Source organism: Nonomuraea sp. NPDC048881, assembly GCF_040649795.1.
Lineage (GTDB): Bacteria > Actinomycetota > Actinomycetes > Streptosporangiales > Streptosporangiaceae > Nonomuraea.
Genome location: NZ_JBEZGC010000021.1, coordinates 66,232 through 83,458, shown reverse-complemented (window position 1 = coordinate 83,458; position 17,227 = coordinate 66,232). Strand labels below are relative to the sequence as shown.

The window sequence follows — 17,227 nt, the reverse complement described above, 5'->3', positions numbered from 1 at the left end:
TTCCCGTATGCTGGAGGCATGACCAGCGCACCCATGAGCGGCCGCAAGGCGCAGGCCGCCCGCAACGACGAGCTGATCCTCCAGGCGGCCAGGGCGGTCTTCACCGCCGATCCGGGCGCCCCCATCGCGGCCGTGGCCGAGAAGGCGGGCGTCGGGATCAGCGCGCTCTACCGCCGCTACCCCAGCAAGGAGGCGTTGCTGCAGAAGTTGTGCGGCGACGGGCTGAAGCTCTACGCCGCCGTGGCCCAGCGGGCGATGGACGACGAGGGCGACCCCTGGGAGGCGTTCGCCTCCTACCTGCGCGGCATCGTGGACGCCGACACCAACTCCCTGACGATCAAGCTGGCCGGCACCTTCCAGCCGACGGAGGAGCTCTACCACGACGCCGTCCGCGCCGGCGACCTGGCCGCCCGGCTGCACCGCCGGGCGGTCGAGGCGGGCGTGCTGCGGGCCGACGTCACGGTGGCCGACATCGCACTGCTGTTCGAGCAGATCGCCTCGATCAAGCTCGGCGACGAGGAGCGCACCTCCCAGCTCCGCCACCGCTACCTGACGCTGATGATGGACTCGCTGCGGGTGCCGCCCGCCCACCGCGACCTGCCCGGCCCGGCCCCGGCGGACGAGGAGCTGCAGGTCCGCTGGTACCCGTCGCGTTAACCGGGTCCTGGCCGGTCCGCGGGGGCGAGCCGGCGGGCCAGGTCCAGCACGCGGCGGGCCCTGGCGAGGACCGGGGCGTCCACGAAGCGGCCGTCGGGCAGGGCGACCGCCCCCGCGCCCGCGCCCGCCCGCTCGGCCGCCTCGACGATCTCGGCGGCCCTGGCCGTCTCCTCCTCGGTGGGGCGGAAGGCCCGGCGGATGGCCGGGAGCTGCGCGGGGTGGATGGCGGTCCTGCCGAACAGGCCGAGCGCGCGGCCGGCCCGGCAGGAGGCGAGGAGCCCGTCCTCGTCCTTGATGTCGGGGTAGACCGACATGGGCACCGGCGGCAGGCCCGCTGCCGCGGCGGCCAGGACGACCTGCAGCCTGAGGTGGTTCATGGCGGTCTCGTCGGTGAGGGACAGCTCGGCGGCCAGGTCCTGCTCGCCCAGCGCCACGCCGGCCACCCGCGGGTGCGCGGCCACGGCGCGGGCCTCGACGATCCCGGCCGCCGACTCCAGCAGCGCGTACAGGGGGGCCGTGCCGGGCAGGGCGTCCAGCGCGGCGGCCGACTCGACCTTGGGCAGCCGTACGGCGTCGGCCAGCTCGCCCACGGCCGCCAGGTCGTCCAGCCCGCGCGCGGTCGTCACGTCGTTCACCCGGACGTGGATGCGCGGCCCGGCCTGCCTGGGCCCGCGCAGGTAGGCGACGGCGTGGGCGCGGGCGGCGTCCTTGGCGGCGGGCGCGACCGCGTCCTCCAGGTCGATGATGACGACGTCGGCGCCCGAGGCGGCGGCCTTGGCGAAGCGCTCGGGACGGTCGCCGGGCACGTACAGCCAGGTGACGGGGGCGTTCACGCGATCACCCCGGCCTCGCGCAGGGCCGCGACGGTCTCGGCCGGGTAGTCCAGCTCGCCGAGCACCTCGTCGGTGTCGTGGCCGAGCGGGCGGCCGGGCCAGCGGATCTCGCCGGGCGTCTCCGACAGGCGGAACAGCACGTTCTGCAGGGTGACCGTGCCCAGCTCCGCGTCCGGCAGCTCGACGAACGTGCCGAGCGCGGCGTACTGCGGGTCGGTCGCCAGGTCGGTGACGTCGTAGATGGGGGCGACGGCGGCCTGGGCCTCCTCGAAGCGGGCGATCACCTCGTCGGCGTCGCGGGCGGCGATCCAGGTGGCGACCGCCTCGTCCAGCTCGTCCACGTGCTGGACGCGGCCGTGACCGCTGGCGAACCAGGGCTGCTCGACCAGGTCCGGCCGCCCGACGAGGGTGACGACCCGCTCGGCGATGGGCTGGGCGCTGGTGGAGATCGCCACCCAGCGGCCGTCGCGGGTGCGGTAGGTGTTGCGCGGGGCGTTGCTGCTGGACCGGTTGCCGGTGCGCCGCGGCACCACCCCGAGCGCCTTGTAGGCGGTCATCTGCGGCCCGAGCAGGCCCAGGATCGGCTCGATGATGGCCAGGTCGATCACCTGCCCGCGGCCGGTCGCCGCGCGGGCGTGCAGGGCCACCATGATCGCGTACGACATGGCCAGGCCGGCGATGCCGTCGGCCAGGGCCAGCGGCGGCAGGGTCGGGGGGCCGTCCGGTTCGCCGGTCATGGCCGCGAACCCGCTCATGGCCTCGGCCAGCGTCCCGAACCCCGGCTGCCCGGCCATCGGGCCGATCTGCCCGAAGCCGGTCATCCGGGCCACGATCAGCCGCGGGTTGGCCTTGAGCAGGTCCTCGGGGGCCAGGTTCCAGCGTTCCAGGGTGCCGGGACGGAAGTTCTCGATCAGCACGTCGGAGCGCTCGGCCAGGCGGCGCAGGATCTCCTGGCCCTCGGCGCGGGACAGGTCGACGGCGGCGGTGCGCTTGTTGCGGGACAACGACTTCCACCACAGGCCGACGCCGTCCACCGAGGCGCCGTGGCCGCGCGAGGGGTCGCCGCGGCGGGGGTGCTCGATCTTGATCACGTCGGCGCCGAAGTCGCCGAGCATCATCGCGGCGGAGGGACCGGCGAACAGCGTCGCCGCGTCGATGACCCGCAGGTCGGCCAGGCTTGTCATAGTTTGTAAGTTATAAGAAATAATTTATAGCCGCGACCGGCCGTGCGAGAGACTGGGGACATGACAGCCAGCGAGCCGACGCCTCCTATGCCGCCCATGAGCAAGGCCGACTACGTCTACAGCGTGCTGCTGGACGAGATCCGCGGCGGCCGCATCCCGGGCGGCACCGCCCTGCGCGCCGGGGCCGTCGCCCGGCGGCTCGGCGTCTCGGTCACCCCCGTGCGCGAGGCGCTGCGCCGGCTGGAGAAGGACCGGCTGATCAGCTACGAGGCCCACCACGGCGCGACCGTCATCGACCTCGGCGACGACGCCCTGGCCGAGTACTACGGGCTGCGCGCGGTCGTCGAGGGCCTGGGGGCGCGGCTGGCCGCCGCCCGGATCACCGCCGACGACCTCGCCGGGCTGCGCGACCTGCACCGCGAGATGGCCGCCGACGCCGAGCAGGGCAGGCACGACCGGCTGGCCGACCAGAGCAGCCGCCTCCACCTGCGCATCGTCGACATCGGCGGCCCGGCCTTCCTCGGCGCCCACGCCAGGTCGGTGCGCAACGGCGTCCCGGTGCCCGCCGAGGCGTCGCTGTGGCTCGACCCGGAGCAGGTCGGGCGGCAGCTCCAGGCGCACGAGCGGCTGCTGGCCGCGCTGGAGGCGGGCGACGCCGACGCCGCGGAGCGCGTCATGATCGACCACATCCGGCAGGCGGGCGAGTACCGCAAGCACCACTGATGACAAACATCATCGTTCACCCCCGGTTCATTGATTCACCGTGACGGGTGTTGCACGATGAGTCACTCTGATGGTCTTGCCGCGACCCCGACGCCGAAGGAGCCGACACTGTGGCGGACGTGTGGACGCTCAATCCCGACTACCGCACCCCCCGGGTCCCCACAGACCAGGCCACCGAACCCGGCCCCTGGCGCCACCCCGACGGCCAGGTGATGAACGGCGCCTACGAGCGCAGGCGTCCCAAGCGGCGCACCGAGGTCGTCACCGTCTGGTACGGCTACGCGCTGAGCCGCTGCCTGGGCCCCCGCATGCCGCGTTTCAGCAGCCCGCTGGTCTCGGCCTGGAACCCGGTGCTGGCCCAGGGCCTGAGCTGCGACCCGGGGTCGCCGACGCCCTACCGCGACGAGCACTGGTGCGACCGCTGGATCGCCGAGGCCCTGCTGTACGGGCGCAAGCCGTACGGCACCTTCACCCTGCCCGCCGAGGAGGCGCTGCGCTGGTTCGCCAAGAGCGGCGGCACCGGCCTGGTCTACCGGGCGCGCGCCGAAGGCGCGGCCGTCCGGGTCGTGGCCGGCACCACCGAGCCCTACGAGCGGCTCTTCGACCTCGACTCCCTGATCGCCGACTACCACGAGGCCCTGCCCCCCGGCCGGGCCGCGGCCGAGGTGGCGGCGCTGGAGTCGCATCGCGGCCTGTCCCCCGCCCTGGCCTACGTGCTGGGCGAGGACGCCGAGGCGCGCTTCGCCGCCGCGCCGCGCTCGGTGCGCGGCCTCACCCTGGGCTACCCGCCGCGCGAGACGGCCGCCCGCGTCGCCGCCGATATGCTCGCCGGGTGAGCGGCACCATCAAGGGCATCCTGTTCGACCTCGACGGCACTCTGCTCGACCATCGCGGCGCGGCCGACGCCGCGATCACCGCGTGGGCGTCGGAGCTGGCCCCCGGCCATCCCCGCCTGCCCGAGGTCGCCTCGCTGTGGGCGGCGCTGGAGATCCCCCACCTGGCCGCCTGGCAGGCCGGCGAGTGCTCCTGGCAGGAACAGCGCCGCCGCCGGGTGCGCGCCCTGTGCCGGGAGCTGTCCGTGGAGGCGCCCGCCGACCTGGAGGCCGCCTTCGCCGGCTACACCGACCACTACCGGCGCGGCTGGGCCGCCTACCCCGACGTGGCCCCGGCGCTGGCCGGGCTGCGCGGCTACACGCTGGGCGTCCTGACCAACGGGTCACAGGGCGTGCAGGAGGCCAAGATCCGGGCGCTCGGCCTCGACGTGGGCCCGGTGCTGACCGGCGAGTGCCTGGGCGGGCACTTCAAGCCGTCCGCCGCCTGCTACGCCGCCGCCGCGCGGGCCCTCGGGCTGCCGCCCGAGCAGGTGCTCCTGGTGGGCGACGACCTCGACAACGACGTACGCGGCCCGGCGGCGGCCGGCATGCCCTCGGTGTGGCTCGACCGGCTGGGAGTCGAGGCGGCGCCGGCCGGGTTCCCCCGCCTCACCTCGCTCGCCGGGCTGCCCGCGCTGCTCGCCACTCGCTATTTGTCTTGACATTCTGACCTCGGTTAGGCTGATCAGCATGACCCCGAACCTGGCCATCGACCTGGACCGATCCAGCCCTGTGCCGCTCTACTTCCAGGTGGCCGAGCAGATCGCCGAGGCGATCCGGCGCGGCGATCTGGCGCCCGGCTCCCGGCTGGACAACGAGATCCTGCTCGCCGACAAGCTCGGCCTGTCCAGGCCGACGATCCGCCAGGCGATCCAATACCTCGTGGACAAGGGCCTGCTGGTGCGCAAGCGCGGCGTCGGCACGCAGGTGGTGCACGGCCAGGTCAAGCGCTCGGTCGAGCTGACCAGCCTCTACGACGACCTGCGCCGCTCGGGCCAGGAGCCGGCCACGCAGGTGCTCGCGCTGGAGCCGCGCCCGGTCGAGGAGGACAAGGCGGCCATCCTGGGCGTCGAGCCCGGCACCGAGATCCTCTACCTCGAACGCCTGCGCTTCGCCGCCGGCGAGCCGCTCGCCGTGCTGCACAACTGGCTGCCGCTGGGCCTGGCCCCGCTCTCGGCCGCCGACCTGGAGGGCCGCGGCCTGTACGAGCTGCTGCGCGGCGCGGGCGTGCGCATGCGGGTGGCAAACCAGCGCATCGGGGCCCGCGCCGCCGGCCAGATCGAGGCCAAGCTGCTCGACGAGCGCCGCGGCGCGCCACTGCTCACCATGATCAGGACGACGTACGACGACCAGGGCCGGGCCGTCGAGCACGGCTCACACGTCTATCGGGCCTCGCACTACTCCCTCGAGGTCACCCTCATCGAGCGCTGAGGCCGCGCGGCGCTTGAGATAGAGCGTGGTGCCGATGCCGAACAGCACGGCCACCCCGAGCCCGACCCAGGAGAAGCCCTTCAGCCACTTCTCGGCCACCATGCCGAGATAGTAGATCACCGCGGTGGTGCCGCCCGCCCACACGATGCCGCCCAGCACGTTCGCCACGGCGAACCGCCAGTACGGCATGCGCAGCGCCCCCGCCAGCGGCCCGGCCAGGATGCGCAGCAGCGCGATGAAGCGGCCGACGAACACGGCCCAGACGCCGTACCGGTGGAAGTAGTTCTCGGCCTTGGCGACGTGACGGGGGCCGAAGTGGCGGGGGAAGCGGCGGCCCAGCCGTTCGAACAGCCGGCGGCCGCCCTTGCGCCCGATGGCGTAGCCGGCGGAGTCGCCCACGATCGCCCCCGCGCTCGCGCACACGCCGACGGCGACCGGGCTGACCACCCCCTTGGCGGACAGAATGGCGGCGCTGACCAGCACGATCTCGCCGGGCAGCGGGATGCCGAGGCTCTCCAGGCCGATCACGAGCGCGACCATCGCGCACAACCAGGCGGCGGGGATCGCTTGCAGCCATTCGTCGATATGCACGCGGCCACCCTAACCCCGCTCCCCGCCTCCTCCATCCGTCCGCCACCCGAACCGCACTCCTTGGGCCGCGCTCCTGGGGCGGCACTCCCGGGGGCCGCGCTCCCCGGTCCGCTCCCGGGCCGCCCGTCGGCGGGCACGCCGTGCGGCGATGGGGGTGCTTGAGGTGGCGGGCGCTCAGCCGAGCAGGCCGCCGAGGCGGCCCTCCAGGACGAGCAGCAGTTCGGCCAGCAGGTCGGCGAGCTGGCGTTCGCGGTCGCGGGGAAGCCCTTCCAGCAGCTCGGTCTCGTAGTCGAGCTGCTCGGGCAGCAGGCGCAGGATCAGCTCCCTGCCGCGTCCGGTCAGCGAGAGGTGGGCGACGCGCCGGTCTCGCTCGTCCACCCGCCGGGCGACCAGGCCGATCTCCTCCAGCCGCCTGACCCGCTTGGTCACCGCCGCTCCCGAGGCGAACGTCTCGCGGGCCAGCCTGCCCGGCGTCAGCTCGCCGCCGACCCTGAGCAGGGCGCACAGCAGGTCGTACTCGGGGCGGCTCACCCCGGCGCGCCCGAGCGGGGCGTCGGCGGCCTGCTGCAGGAGCGCGGCGCAGCGGTTGAGCCTGCCGATGACGGCGATCGTGTCGAGGTCGGCGTCGGGAAGGACCTGCCGCCATTGCCGCAACGCCTTCGCGACGGCGTCCTCCACGTGCTCGTTCCTCTCATCGTGCCGATCTTCCGGTGGCTCCGATCGTACGCGCCGACGGCGCCGCTCCGGCCCCGGGTTGAACGATCAGGCGTACAGGGTGGCGAGTCTGCGGTGGCCGGCGCGCTCGGCGGCGGCGATGCGCTCATGGGGCAGCGCCCCGGTCCACCACTCGCCCGAAGCCACGTCGGCCGCTTCGCGGACCTCCACCAGCGCCGCGCGGAGCCGGTCGCGGTCCCCCGGTTCCGGCGTCCTGGCCAGCATCCGTTCCAGACGTACGAGCCCCGCCCGTACGCGCCGGGCCGCCCTCCGGTCCGGCACCAGCACGCAGGCCAGCAGCCCCGCCACCGCGCCGAGACACGTGTCCAGCCAGCGATCGGCCACGAGCTCGGCCACCGGCCGCGTCCCGGCGAACTCCCCCATGAGGATGGCCATCGGCGTGACGAAGACGCTTCCCAGCCAGTAGTTGCGCGTGATGGCCGCCTCCGTCGCGAACTGCAACGCCAGCACGGCCACGACGAGCGCCACCGCGCCCAGCCGGGTCACGGGGGCGACCAGGGTGAACAGCCCGACGCCCAGCAGGTTGCCGACGACACGCTGGATCGCGCGGCTCCAGGAGAGGGTGGTGTTGGCCGCGAACACGGCCGCCGCCGTCACCACCGCCCAGTACGGCCTGCCCACCCCCAACGCCATCGACCCCCACCCGGCCACAGCGGCCCCGGCGGACACCATCCCGACAACCCGCCACCGCCTCACCACCTCGCCCACCACCCGCACGACGCCACCCCCTGTCCCACCCCGCACTCCCTCGCCCGATCCACGCACCCCGCCGCCCGCCGCCCCACGCCGCACTCGGCCGGCCGCTGCCGCACGTCCCGGCCTGTCCGCTTCGGTCATCGCGGACTCGGCCCGTTCAACCGCGACGCCTTCGAGTTCGGCCCACTCATCCGCAGGGAGCGCGAGCTCGCGCGGGGACGGCAGCGGGCGCCCTTTGCGCAGGTCGCGGGCCCAGCCGGCGAGCTCTCTGGAGGGGACCCGCCGCACCGCACCGGAAGCGGCCGGAGCCCCAGGGCCCACCGGAACCCCAGAAACACCGGGAACATTCGGAGTACCCGGAACCCCAGGAGGGCCAGGAGGGCCAGAAACACCGGGAAGGCTTGAAACACCCGAAAGCCCCCGAAGGCCCGGAGTCCTCGCAGCGCCCGGACCGGTCTCCCCGAGAATCCCAGCGGCGGCCGCCTCGGCGCGGACCAGCAGCCGGGCCAGCGCGTCACGGCGCCGAGCAGGGACGCCGGAGCGCAACAGCGTCTGCCAGGCGGCGTTGACCGCCGCCGCAGCGGCATGGCGCGCCTGGTGGACCGCGGCGGCCTCGCGCCCCTCAAGGACGTCGCGGGCCTCCGAGAGGTCACAGGTCTCGGAGAGACCGCACCCCTCGAAGAGGCCGCGGATGCCGGAGAGAGCACGCCCATCGACGAGGCCACGGGCGCCGGGGAGGCTGCGGGTGCTGAGGAGGCTGCGTCCTTCCAGGAGAACGCGAGCCTCGGGGAGAGTGCATGTCTCGGGAAGAGCGCGGGGCTCGAAGAGAGTGCAGGGCTCGGGGGTCGTACGCAGGAGGTGGGCGGTGGATTCGAGGGCGCGGGCGACGGCGATGCGTTCGGGGCCGTCGGGGCGGAGGAGGACAGGGGCCATGCCGACCGTCCAGGCGAGGAGCCCGCCGAGCAGCCCGAGGCCGACGTGGGCCGGCACGTCGCCCAGTTCCTGCGGGACGAACACCGCGCCGGCGGCGACGAACGTGAGCACGACGTTCCCCGGCGGCCCGATCCGGGTGGCGTCGCAGACCGCCTTGTGCAACCCGGCCAGCAGGGCGGCCACCGCCACCCGGACGGCGACCGAGCCGGTGAGGGCCGAGGCGACCAGCGCGACCGCCGTGCCGGACGTCATTCCCAGCACCACCCAGGCCAGCGCCCTGGCACGGGCCGCGTACGGCAGGCCGTGACCGTACAGGGCGCACATCGAGCCGGCGGCGGCGTAGGGCACGAGGTCGAGCCGTCCGGCCCACAGAAGGGCGAGCAGCGGGACGGCGAGGGCCACGACGGCGCTGAGGGCGGGTTTGTGCCAGATGTCACCGACGGGCCCCAGCCGCAGCGCCGCACGCACGGGCAGCCGCGCCCGCCACCCCGCCGACGCCCCCACCGGAGACCGCGATGAGGGCCCCAGCGACGGCGAAGGCGAGGCAGGGGTCAGCAGGGATCGGGCACGGGATCGGGCACGGGATCGGAGCGCACTGGTCATCCCCAAAAGGTTACCAGGTGTTTTACCTGTGAAATAAACCAGGTCGACGCCGGGATCTTGCAACCGGCGATCAAGCGGCGGTCAAGCCGTCCCGGCTAGAAAGTCCTTCGAGATCAGACGGAACGAGCCGCCCGGACGCCGGGCGGAGGACAGAACTGGGGAAGCACAGTGACCACGGGAATCTTGCTGGCTGTGGCGATCACCGCCGGGACGACGCTGATCACGGCCGCGGTCGGCGTGCCGTTCCTGATCATGGCGAGGAACGGCCAGCGACTCCTGGCGACCGGGATTCCCGCGCAGGCCGTGGTGGAGTCGATGGCCGACACCCACATGTCCGTCAACGACCAGCCCGTCGTCAGCTTCGGGCTGGTGGTGCAGCCGCACGAGGGCCCCGCCTACCGGGTCGCCCACCGCCAGACGCTGCCGCGCATCCCCATGGGCCTGGTGGTCCCGGGCGCGGTGCTGCCCGTGAAGGTGGACCCGGCCCGGCCGGACCGGGTCCGCATCGACTGGGCAGCCTGGCGCCCCTCCCCCGCCGACGCCCCCTGGCGCCCGGCCACCCACTGACCGCCCCCACTGACCGCCCCGCAGACCGCGCCACCAGCCACGCCATCGGCTGCCCCGCTGAGCACACCACCGAGCCCCCCCACGGGACCCGGCCTCCCGGCCTGAGGACCGCGCGACCGGGAGTGGTCCTCAGGCAACGGAAGCGGGCGGCTGGGCCCCGCGATCGAGCGGCTACCTCTGCCGGCCCCCTGCCACCCGTTCGACCTCGAAGACCAGCGCCGAGGCCGGACGCATCGCGGGCCCCGGCAGCCCCAGCTCGGCCAGCGCCGCCCCCGGCAGCCGGGCCGGCGCGAACACCCACTGCGGCAGCCCCGCACCCTCCGGCAGCGGCCCGGCGGCGCGCACCTCGTACAGCGCGGCCGGGTCGAGCCCCGGCAGCCGCAACGGTTCGGGGCTGACGGTGACGCGGCTGGTGAGCTGGACGCAGGCGAACACGGCCCGTTCGGGCAGCACGACCCCGTGCACCAGCGTCGAGGGGTCGGGATGGTCGGCCCGCACGACCCGCCCGGCGTGCAGCACCGGCCGCAGCCGCTTGTGCAGCGCGATCCAGACGCCCAGCTCCTCCAGTTCCTGCGGACTCGCCGAGGTCAGGTCCCACTCCACGCCCATGTGGCCGAACATCGCGGTCGCCGCCCGGAAGGCGAGCGGCAGCGCGCGGCCGGTGATGTGGTCGTGGGGCGCGCCGACGTGGCAGCCCATGCGGTCCGGCGGCACCAGCAGCCCGGTCCAGCGCTGGATGGCCTGCCGGTCGAGGGCGTCGTTGCTGTCGGAGGCCCACACGCGGTCGGTGCGGGCCAGGACGCCGTAGTCGATGCGCGCGCCGCCCGACGAGCACGACTCGATCTCCAGCCCGGGGTGGCGGCGGCGCAGCTCGTCGATCAGCCGGTAGACCGCGGCCGTCTGCGCGTGCACGCCGGGCGTCCCGTCGTGGACGGGCTCGGCCAGGTCGCGGTTGTGGTCCCACTTGATGTAGTCCAGCGCGTACTCGCGGGTCAGCGTGTCCAGGCGGTCGAGGAGGTAGTCGTAGACCTCGGGCCGGGCCAGGTCGAGCACCTGCTGGTTGCGCCAGAGCGCGGGCGGACGGGCGGCGCGGGCGAGGATCCAGTCGGGGTGGGCGCGGGCCAGGTCGGAGTCGGGGTTGACCATCTCGGGCTCGAACCACAGGCCGAACTGCAGGCCCAGCTCGCGTACGTGCTCGGCCAGCGGGTGCAGGCCGCCGGGCCACACGTCCTCGTCGACGTACCAGTCGCCGAGCCCGGCGCGGTCGTGGCGGCGGTGGCGGAACCAGCCGTCGTCGAGCACGAACCGTTCGACGCCGGCGGCGGCCGCCTTGTCGGCCAGCTCGCGCAGCCGGTCGAGGCCGTGGTCGAAGTAGGTGGCCTCCCAGTTGTTCAGGGTGACCGGGCGGACCGGGAGCGGCCGGGCGGCGCGCAGGTGGTCGTGCAGGCGGCCGGCGGCCTCGTCCAGGCCGCTGCCGGACCAGGTGAAGTAGACCCACGGGGTGGTGTAGGCGCCGTCCTGGGCGAGGGTGATCTCGCCGGGTTCGAGCAGTTCGCCGGCGGCCAGCACGGCCTGCCCCTCGACGAGCCGTTCGGCGTAGTGGACGTGGCCGCCGCTCCAGCCGGCGTGCACGGCCCACACCTCGCCGGAGCGGAACCCGAAACCGGACGTGCCGGCCACGAGCAGGCCGGTCGCGTCGTGCCCGGTTCGGCCGCGGCGGCTCTCCCGCGACCACACCCCCTGCCCGAACTCCCTGCGCTGCGGCACCTTCTCCAGCGCCCACCGTCCGGTGAAGTCCAGCAGCTCCCCGGCCCTGGCGGGCAGCGGCAGCGCGCACGTCAACCCCTGCAGCCGGTACGGCGAGGCGGCGGTGTTGGTCACCGTGTGCCGCATCATGACGACGCCGGAGGCGTCCATCACCAGCTCGCTGAGCAGCCGCAACTCCGCCTCGGCGTCCACGGCGGCGACGGTGACGCGGCCGCCCGCGCCCGGCTCGGCCGCCGTCTCGACGCTCTCGGCGCTCCAGCGCACCGGCCAGTGCTCACCGGCCCGGTCACCGGACAGACCCGGCCGGCCGAACCAGGACTCGTCCTGGCCGGGCAGCAGCGCCGGCGCGGGGGTCAGCGACAGCAGGGCGGGCGCCAGGTCGGCTCCGGCGACCGCCCCGAGGTCGGCGCCGTAGTGCCGCACCCGCGGCAGTCCGGGGCCGGAGTCGTCGAGCACCAGGGCCGAACCGGCGGCGGAAAGGATGACGGGGGGCACGTCACGCTCCTCTATGTCAGTAGATCAGGTGGAACGAGACGTTACCGGGCAGTACGCCCCCGCCCGCAACGCCCGTGGCGCCGGTCGCCGCGGGCTCTTCGCACGGAGGGGGCCTGCTCCGCGAGCCCGGACAGGAGGGCATGTACACTCCTCTTCGGAAACAGACCGTAGCGCTGCGTGACGATCATCGCATCCGGCGCCTTCGGCCAGGGGCGGGTCCCCGTAGTCAGCACCACCTTCCTCCGCCCGGACCAACAGCGGGGAGCCGACATGGATTCTCTTCACCTGACCACCAGCCGCCACGACACGACCGTGACCGTCTCCCTGAGCGGCGAGCTCGACATCGCCACCACCGAGGCCGTCCGCGGCCACCTGCTCGGCGTGCTGGAGGAGGCCGGGCGGGCGCGGCGGCCGGACATGTCGGTGGTGATCGAGGTGGGCGGCCTGTCCTTCATCGACGCGGCCGGGCTCGGCATCCTGGTCTCCCTGCACAACCAGGCCGCCCGCCGGCACACCAGCCTGCGGCTGGCCAACGTCCCGCCCAACATGAAGCGCCTGCTGCGCATCACCGGCCTCGACGCCCACCTGACGCCCCAGTCGTGACGGTACGCCCGCCTTGAGTAGGTTGTGGGCGTGTCGATGATTCAGGTTCCTGGCCCGATCCCCGCCAGGCTGGAGGACGGGTTCGACCGCGTGCTGCGCGAGCAGCGGCTGCCCGCCGGGTTCCCCCAGGACGTGCTCGACGAGGCCGACTGGGTGGCGCAGGTGCCCAGGCTTGACGCCAAAGACCTGACCGACGTGCCGTTCGTGACCATCGACCCGCCGGGCTCGATGGACCTCGACCAGGCCCTGCACCTGGAACGGCTGCGCGACGGCTACCGCGTCTGGTACGCCATCGCCGACGTCGGGGCCTTCGTCCGGCCGGGCGGCCCGATCGACGTCGAGGCCCGGACCAGAGGTGAGACGGTGTACCTGCCGGTGGGCAGGGTGCCGCTGCATCCCAAGGTGCTGTCGGAGGGCGCGGCGAGCCTGCTGCCGGGCGCGATCCGTCCGGCCGCGGTCTGGCGCGTCGACCTCGACGCCGAGGGCCGGATCGTCGGCGCGGACGTGCAGCGCGCCCGGGTGCGCAGCCGCGAACGGCTCGACTACGCCTACGTGCAGGCGGCCGTGGACACCGGCACCGCCGACGGCACCCTGAGCCTGCTGGCCGAGATCGGCGCGCTGCGGCTGGGGCTGGAGCGGGCGCGTGGCGGCGTCACCCTGCCCACGCCCGAGCAGGAGGTCGTCCGGGACGCCGACGGCGGCTACCGGCTGGAGTTCCGCGTGCCGCTGCCCGCCGAGGCGTGGAACGCCCAGATCTCGCTGCTGACCGGCATGGCCGCCGCCTCCATGATGCTGGACGCCGAGGTCGGCATCCTGCGTGTGCTGCCCGCGGCGCAGCCGGACGACCTGGCCAAGGTGCGCAGGGTCGCGCAGGCGCTCGGCGTGCCGTGGCCCGAGGGCGCCGGTTACGGGGAGGTCGTGCACGACCTCGACCCGAAGAACCCGCAGCAGGCGGCGTTCCTGCAGGAGTCGAAGGTGCTGCTGCGCGGCGCCGGGTACGCGGCCTTCGACGGCGCGCCGCCCAAGCTGGCCGAGCACGCGGCGGTGGCGGCGCCGTACGCGCACGTCACGGCGCCGCTGCGGCGTCTGGTGGACCGGTACGCGACCGAGGTGTGCCTGGCGGTCGCGGCGGGCGAGCCGGTGCCCGCCGAGGTACGGGCCGCGCTGCCGCTGCTGCCCGACATCATGTCGGCGACCGGCCGCCGCGCGGGGGCGGTCGACCGGGCCTGCGTGGACCTGGTGGAGGCGTTCCTGCTGCGGGAGCGGATCGGCCAGTCGTTCGAGGCGATGGTGATCGACGTGGACGAGCGCCGCGGCGGCGGCCAGGTGCAGCTCGTCGAGCCGGCCGTGATCGCCCGCTGCGACGGCGTCCTGCCGCTGGGCGAGCGGGTCACCGTCCGCCTGACGCAGGCCGACCCGGCCACCCGCGAGGTCCGCTTCACCTTGGCCTGAAGCCCCCGCGGGGCCGGTGCCCGCACGCACGGCGAGGGCCGTGCCGCCGGGCGCCGACGGGCACGGCGAGGGCCGCGCGCTCGACGACCTGGCGCGCGGCCCCCGGTGGACCTGCCCTCACCGCTTGAGCGGCGACCATCCCGCGCCGACCCCCAGCAGGTGGAGGGCGACGCACAGCAGCCCGGCCGTGGTGAGCGTGCCCGCGGTGAGCACGTTGCCGACGGCGGCGCCGGCGATGTCGAAGATCAGGGCGAGCAGGAAGAACAGGGCGGCGATGAGAGCGAACACGGGTTACCTCCCGAGCTGACCGGACCCCGGCCCGATGGGCCTGAAGGGGGATCCCTTTCCTACGTCTTGGGGATGTCCGCCGGATTCGGCGGAGAAACTGCCCCGAGGGTGACGATCTGTAGCCATATGACGACACCCCCTTGACCGGCCGGTCAGTCGGCTGTGGCCGCTGGGATGTGCGGCGGGACGGGCGGCCGGTCAGTCGGCTGTGGCGCGCATGCCGTCGCACATCACGGCCGCCATCCGCCCGGCCGCGCCCCTGCCCCGCGCGTGGCGTTCGGCCGCCAGGGCCCCGCGCAGCAGGTCACGGACGTCGTCGGCAGAGAGATCACGGCGCACGGCCCCGGCGCGCTGCGCGCGGGCCAGCAGCCGCCCGACCGCGTCGGCCAGGTCGGCCTCCAGCGCCGCGCCGGGCCGCAGTGTCTGCCCCGCGCCGCCGGCCAGCAGGTCGCACAGCGCCTGGTGGGCCGCGGCCTGCTCGGCGACCCGGCAGAACCAGCCGAAGAAGGCCCGCCCGGCGTCCTCGGCGGTGGCCAACGCGCGGGCGTCGGCCACGAAACGTTCGGCCCGCCCCAGCAGCACGGCCTCCAGCAGCGCCTCCTCGGTGGGGAAGTGCCGGTGAACGGTGCCGACCCCGAACCCGGCGCGGCGGGCGATCTCGTCGAGGGAGATGGTCAGCCCGTCGGCGGCCAGCGCCTCCTGCGCGATCTGCAGCACCCGCTCGCGGTTGCGGCGGGCGTCGGCGCGTAACGGCCGGGCGGAGCTGTGGTCGCCCATGGGGAACCTGCCTTCGGCAAGCGGAGGGAGGGCTCCGATTCTACCGGGCGGTAGCCCGGCGTGGCGCGGCCGCCCGCCCTGGCCGGAGCCAGGAGGGGCGGCCGCGTGGGACCTGTCGCACCCGCCGCTCAGGGCGGCGTCGTCAGCCGCGGCCTGAGGCCGAACGAGCCGACGCGCTTGAGCCGGATGCGCTCCTCGCGGGGCACCGGCTCCAGCTCCACGGCTCGCGCGCCCTCGGGCACGTGACGCAGGTCGTGGGTGATGAGGATGGTCGTGCGCCCGGCCATCAGCCGCCGCAGCGGCTTCATGACCTGGGCGACGGTGGCGTCGTCCAGCCCGGTCATCGGCTCGTCGAGCACCAGGACGGGCGCGTCGCGCAGGATGGCCCTGGCGATCCCGATCCGCTGCCGCTGGCCGCCGGACAGCAGCCGGCCCCGCTGCCCGACCGGGGTGTCGTACCCCTGGGGCAGCAGCTTGACGAAGTCGTGCACGCCCGCCGCCTCGGCCGCCCTGATCACCTCGTCGAGCGAGGCGCCCGGCCGGCCGTAGGCGATGTTGTCGCGTACGGACCCCGAGAACAGCAGCGTCTCCTGGTGCAGGATCGCCACGTTGGCACGCAGCGACTCCCGCGTCAGGCCCCTGATGTCGCGGCCGTCGAGCAGGATGCGCCCGCGTTCCGGGTCGTAGAACCGCAGCAGCAGCTTGGCCAGCGTCGACTTGCCGCTCCCGCTGGGCCCGGTGCAGACGATGAGCTCGCCGGGCCCGGCGGTGAACGACACATCGCGCACGGCTGGTCGGGTGCGTCCCGGATAGGTGAAGCCGACGCCGTCGAACTCCACCCGTCCCTCGGCCCGGCCGGGCAGCGCCACCGCCCCCTCGGGGTCGGTGACGAGGGGCCGGACGTGCAGGACCTCGATCACCCGGTCGGATCCCGCCGCCGCCTCCGACACCGTCAGCGCGAGCTCCCCCAGGCTCTGCACGGCCGGGTAGAGCATCGCCAGGTAGGCGGCGAAGGCGAGCAGGCCGCCCAGGGTGAGCCGTCCGGAGACGATCTCCCAGGCGCCGAACCCGATGATGACGATCAGGCAGACCGTCTCGATGACCTGGACGACGGGCTGGTAGAGCCCCGACAGCCAGGCCTGGGACAGGTTGGCGCGCAGCCAGCGGCGGCCCTCGCCGTGCAGGCGCCCGGACTCGGCCCCCTGCCGGTTGTAGGCCTGGACGAGCGCCTGGTTGGCCAGGCCCTCCTCCAGCACGCTGTTCATGGCGCCGTTGCTGAGCCGCTCGCGCGCCGCCGCCGTCCTGAACCTGGCCGCGAACAGCTTCGAGACGACCAGGAACGCCGGGATCAGCGCCATCGTGACGAGGGCGAGGTCCCAGCGGATGAGGAAGGCGGCGCCGGCGAAGAACACCACGCTGGCCGCGGTGGTGAACAGTTTGACCAGGCCGGAGCCGACCAGTTCCTCGATGGCCTGGATGTCGTCGGTCAGCCGGGCCATGAGGTCACCGAGCCGCCGGTTCTCCGAGAAGTCCGGCGACAGGGTCTGGATGTGCGCGAACACGCGGTCGCGCAGGGCGAGCAGGAAACGTTCCGCGCCGTAGGCCGTGGCGTACGTCCCGACGAAGGACGTCAGCCCGGCGAAGGCGGCGAGCCCGAGCCAGGTGAAGGCGGGCGCCCAGAAGGCGTCCAGATCGCGAGTGGCGAGCACGTCGTCCGTGATGTGCCCGAACAGGCGGATCGCGGCGACCTCGCAGAGTGCTGCAAGGACGGCGAACACCACGCCACACGCGAAGAACCGGCGCAGACCTTTGGTGTCCGGCCAGAACTCGCGAAAGGTTCGACGGATGGAAACGGCAGGAGCGAGTTCACGGCCGGAGAGCGTAAGGGAGAGCCGGCGGCTGGGCCGCCGGCTCTCACGGGGTTGCTCTACCACCCCCAGCCCCACCACCTGCGGTAGCAGCAGCGACGGCGGTACCACCGGCGACGGCGGCAGCGCCAGGACTCCTGGAAGCCGGGCTG

General features: G+C 74.2%; 17 protein-coding genes. 8 read left to right on the top strand and 9 right to left on the bottom strand.

The window, feature by feature from the left end; genetic code table 11:
- Window positions 1-18: 18 nt before the first annotated feature.
- Window positions 19-657: a TetR/AcrR family transcriptional regulator gene (locus AB0C33_RS43415; protein ID WP_358299078.1), complete on the top strand. Its 639-nt coding sequence runs from the start codon at window positions 19-21 to the stop codon at window positions 655-657.
- Here the strand turns inward: AB0C33_RS43415 and AB0C33_RS43410 are convergent.
- Together AB0C33_RS43410 and AB0C33_RS43405 are read right to left on the bottom strand one after the other, a co-directional pair.
- Window positions 654-1,490, bottom strand: coding sequence for a CoA ester lyase (locus tag AB0C33_RS43410; protein WP_358299076.1), 837 nt, complete (start codon window positions 1,488-1,490; stop codon window positions 654-656). The two genes, AB0C33_RS43415 and AB0C33_RS43410, sit on opposite strands and share 4 nt — an antisense overlap.
- Complete coding sequence (locus AB0C33_RS43405; RefSeq protein ID WP_358299074.1) at window positions 1,487-2,674, bottom strand: CoA transferase; 1,188 nt, start codon at window positions 2,672-2,674, stop codon at window positions 1,487-1,489. The genes AB0C33_RS43410 and AB0C33_RS43405 overlap by 4 nt, the downstream gene beginning before the upstream one ends.
- A 96-nt stretch (window positions 2,675-2,770) precedes the next feature.
- On the opposite strand from AB0C33_RS43405, the gene AB0C33_RS43400 reads away from it, so the two are divergent.
- The 4 genes from AB0C33_RS43400 to AB0C33_RS43385 all read left to right on the top strand — a co-directional run bounded on the left by AB0C33_RS43400 (window position 2,771) and on the right by AB0C33_RS43385 (window position 5,700).
- Window positions 2,771-3,397, top strand: a complete 627-nt coding sequence (locus AB0C33_RS43400) for a GntR family transcriptional regulator (protein WP_358299072.1) — start codon at window positions 2,771-2,773, stop codon at window positions 3,395-3,397.
- Window positions 3,398-3,507: 110 nt separating this feature from the next.
- Entirely contained in the window at window positions 3,508-4,233 is a 726-nt protein-coding gene (locus tag AB0C33_RS43395; protein WP_358299070.1) for a hypothetical protein, read from the top strand.
- Window positions 4,230-4,931: an HAD family hydrolase gene (locus tag AB0C33_RS43390; protein WP_358299068.1), complete on the top strand. Its 702-nt coding sequence runs from the start codon at window positions 4,230-4,232 to the stop codon at window positions 4,929-4,931. Before AB0C33_RS43395 ends, AB0C33_RS43390 begins: the two co-directional genes overlap by 4 nt.
- A gap of 28 nt (window positions 4,932-4,959) precedes the next feature.
- Complete coding sequence (locus AB0C33_RS43385) at window positions 4,960-5,700, top strand: GntR family transcriptional regulator (protein WP_358299066.1); 741 nt, start codon at window positions 4,960-4,962, stop codon at window positions 5,698-5,700.
- Here the strand turns inward: AB0C33_RS43385 and AB0C33_RS43380 are convergent.
- The 3 genes from AB0C33_RS43380 to AB0C33_RS43370 form a co-directional block, all read right to left on the bottom strand.
- Window positions 5,644-6,291: a DedA family protein gene (locus AB0C33_RS43380; protein WP_352324749.1), complete on the bottom strand. Its 648-nt coding sequence runs from the start codon at window positions 6,289-6,291 to the stop codon at window positions 5,644-5,646. The two genes, AB0C33_RS43385 and AB0C33_RS43380, sit on opposite strands and share 57 nt — an antisense overlap.
- A gap of 174 nt (window positions 6,292-6,465) precedes the next feature.
- On the bottom strand, window positions 6,466-6,969 hold the full coding sequence (locus AB0C33_RS43375) for a MarR family transcriptional regulator (RefSeq protein ID WP_352364113.1): 504 nt from the start codon (window positions 6,967-6,969) through the stop codon (window positions 6,466-6,468).
- A gap of 84 nt (window positions 6,970-7,053) precedes the next feature.
- Complete coding sequence (locus AB0C33_RS43370; protein WP_358299064.1) at window positions 7,054-9,159, bottom strand: FUSC family protein; 2,106 nt, start codon at window positions 9,157-9,159, stop codon at window positions 7,054-7,056.
- Window positions 9,160-9,426: 267 nt separating this feature from the next.
- On the opposite strand from AB0C33_RS43370, the gene AB0C33_RS43365 reads away from it, so the two are divergent.
- The gene (locus AB0C33_RS43365) at window positions 9,427-9,825 is read left to right on the top strand and encodes a DUF3592 domain-containing protein (RefSeq protein ID WP_357977393.1); all 399 of its coding nucleotides are present in this window, start codon (window positions 9,427-9,429) and stop codon (window positions 9,823-9,825) included.
- 171 nt (window positions 9,826-9,996) lie between these two features.
- Here AB0C33_RS43365 and AB0C33_RS43360 read toward each other — a convergent pair whose 3' ends face one another.
- Complete coding sequence (locus AB0C33_RS43360; RefSeq protein ID WP_358299062.1) at window positions 9,997-12,087, bottom strand: alpha-galactosidase; 2,091 nt, start codon at window positions 12,085-12,087, stop codon at window positions 9,997-9,999.
- A gap of 270 nt (window positions 12,088-12,357) precedes the next feature.
- On the opposite strand from AB0C33_RS43360, the gene AB0C33_RS43355 reads away from it, so the two are divergent.
- Together AB0C33_RS43355 and AB0C33_RS43350 are read left to right on the top strand one after the other, a co-directional pair.
- Complete coding sequence (locus AB0C33_RS43355) at window positions 12,358-12,690, top strand: STAS domain-containing protein (RefSeq protein ID WP_358299060.1); 333 nt, start codon at window positions 12,358-12,360, stop codon at window positions 12,688-12,690.
- A 36-nt stretch (window positions 12,691-12,726) separates the two neighbouring features.
- Window positions 12,727-14,142, top strand: a complete 1,416-nt coding sequence (locus AB0C33_RS43350) for an RNB domain-containing ribonuclease (RefSeq protein WP_358299252.1) — start codon at window positions 12,727-12,729, stop codon at window positions 14,140-14,142.
- A gap of 117 nt (window positions 14,143-14,259) precedes the next feature.
- Here the strand turns inward: AB0C33_RS43350 and AB0C33_RS43345 are convergent, their stop codons facing one another.
- From AB0C33_RS43345 to AB0C33_RS43335, 3 genes are all read right to left on the bottom strand, one after another.
- Window positions 14,260-14,430: a hypothetical protein gene (locus AB0C33_RS43345; RefSeq protein WP_358299058.1), complete on the bottom strand. Its 171-nt coding sequence runs from the start codon at window positions 14,428-14,430 to the stop codon at window positions 14,260-14,262.
- A 198-nt stretch (window positions 14,431-14,628) separates the two neighbouring features.
- Window positions 14,629-15,207, bottom strand: coding sequence for a helix-turn-helix domain-containing protein (locus tag AB0C33_RS43340; RefSeq protein ID WP_358299056.1), 579 nt, complete (start codon window positions 15,205-15,207; stop codon window positions 14,629-14,631).
- 128 nt (window positions 15,208-15,335) lie between these two features.
- A complete protein-coding gene (locus AB0C33_RS43335; protein ID WP_358299054.1) occupies window positions 15,336-16,985 on the bottom strand; it encodes an ABC transporter ATP-binding protein in 1,650 nt (549 codons plus the stop codon).
- Window positions 16,986-17,227 lie beyond the last annotated feature (242 nt).

What these genes read in the sequence shown, in the direction of transcription:
- AB0C33_RS43415 (WP_358299078.1), top strand. Translation starts at nt 19, where the DNA reads ATGACCAGCGCACCCATGAGCGGCCGCAAGGCGCAGGCCGCCCGCAAC.
- AB0C33_RS43405 (WP_358299074.1), bottom strand. Translation starts at nt 2,674, where the DNA reads ATGACAAGCCTGGCCGACCTGCGGGTCATCGACGCGGCGACGCTGTTC.
- AB0C33_RS43385 (WP_358299066.1), top strand. Translation starts at nt 4,960, where the DNA reads ATGACCCCGAACCTGGCCATCGACCTGGACCGATCCAGCCCTGTGCCG.
- AB0C33_RS43400 (WP_358299072.1), top strand. Translation starts at nt 2,771, where the DNA reads ATGAGCAAGGCCGACTACGTCTACAGCGTGCTGCTGGACGAGATCCGC.
- AB0C33_RS43340 (WP_358299056.1), bottom strand. Translation starts at nt 15,207, where the DNA reads ATGGGCGACCACAGCTCCGCCCGGCCGTTACGCGCCGACGCCCGCCGC.
- AB0C33_RS43350 (WP_358299252.1), top strand. Translation starts at nt 12,727, where the DNA reads ATGATTCAGGTTCCTGGCCCGATCCCCGCCAGGCTGGAGGACGGGTTC.
- AB0C33_RS43355 (WP_358299060.1), top strand. Translation starts at nt 12,358, where the DNA reads ATGGATTCTCTTCACCTGACCACCAGCCGCCACGACACGACCGTGACC.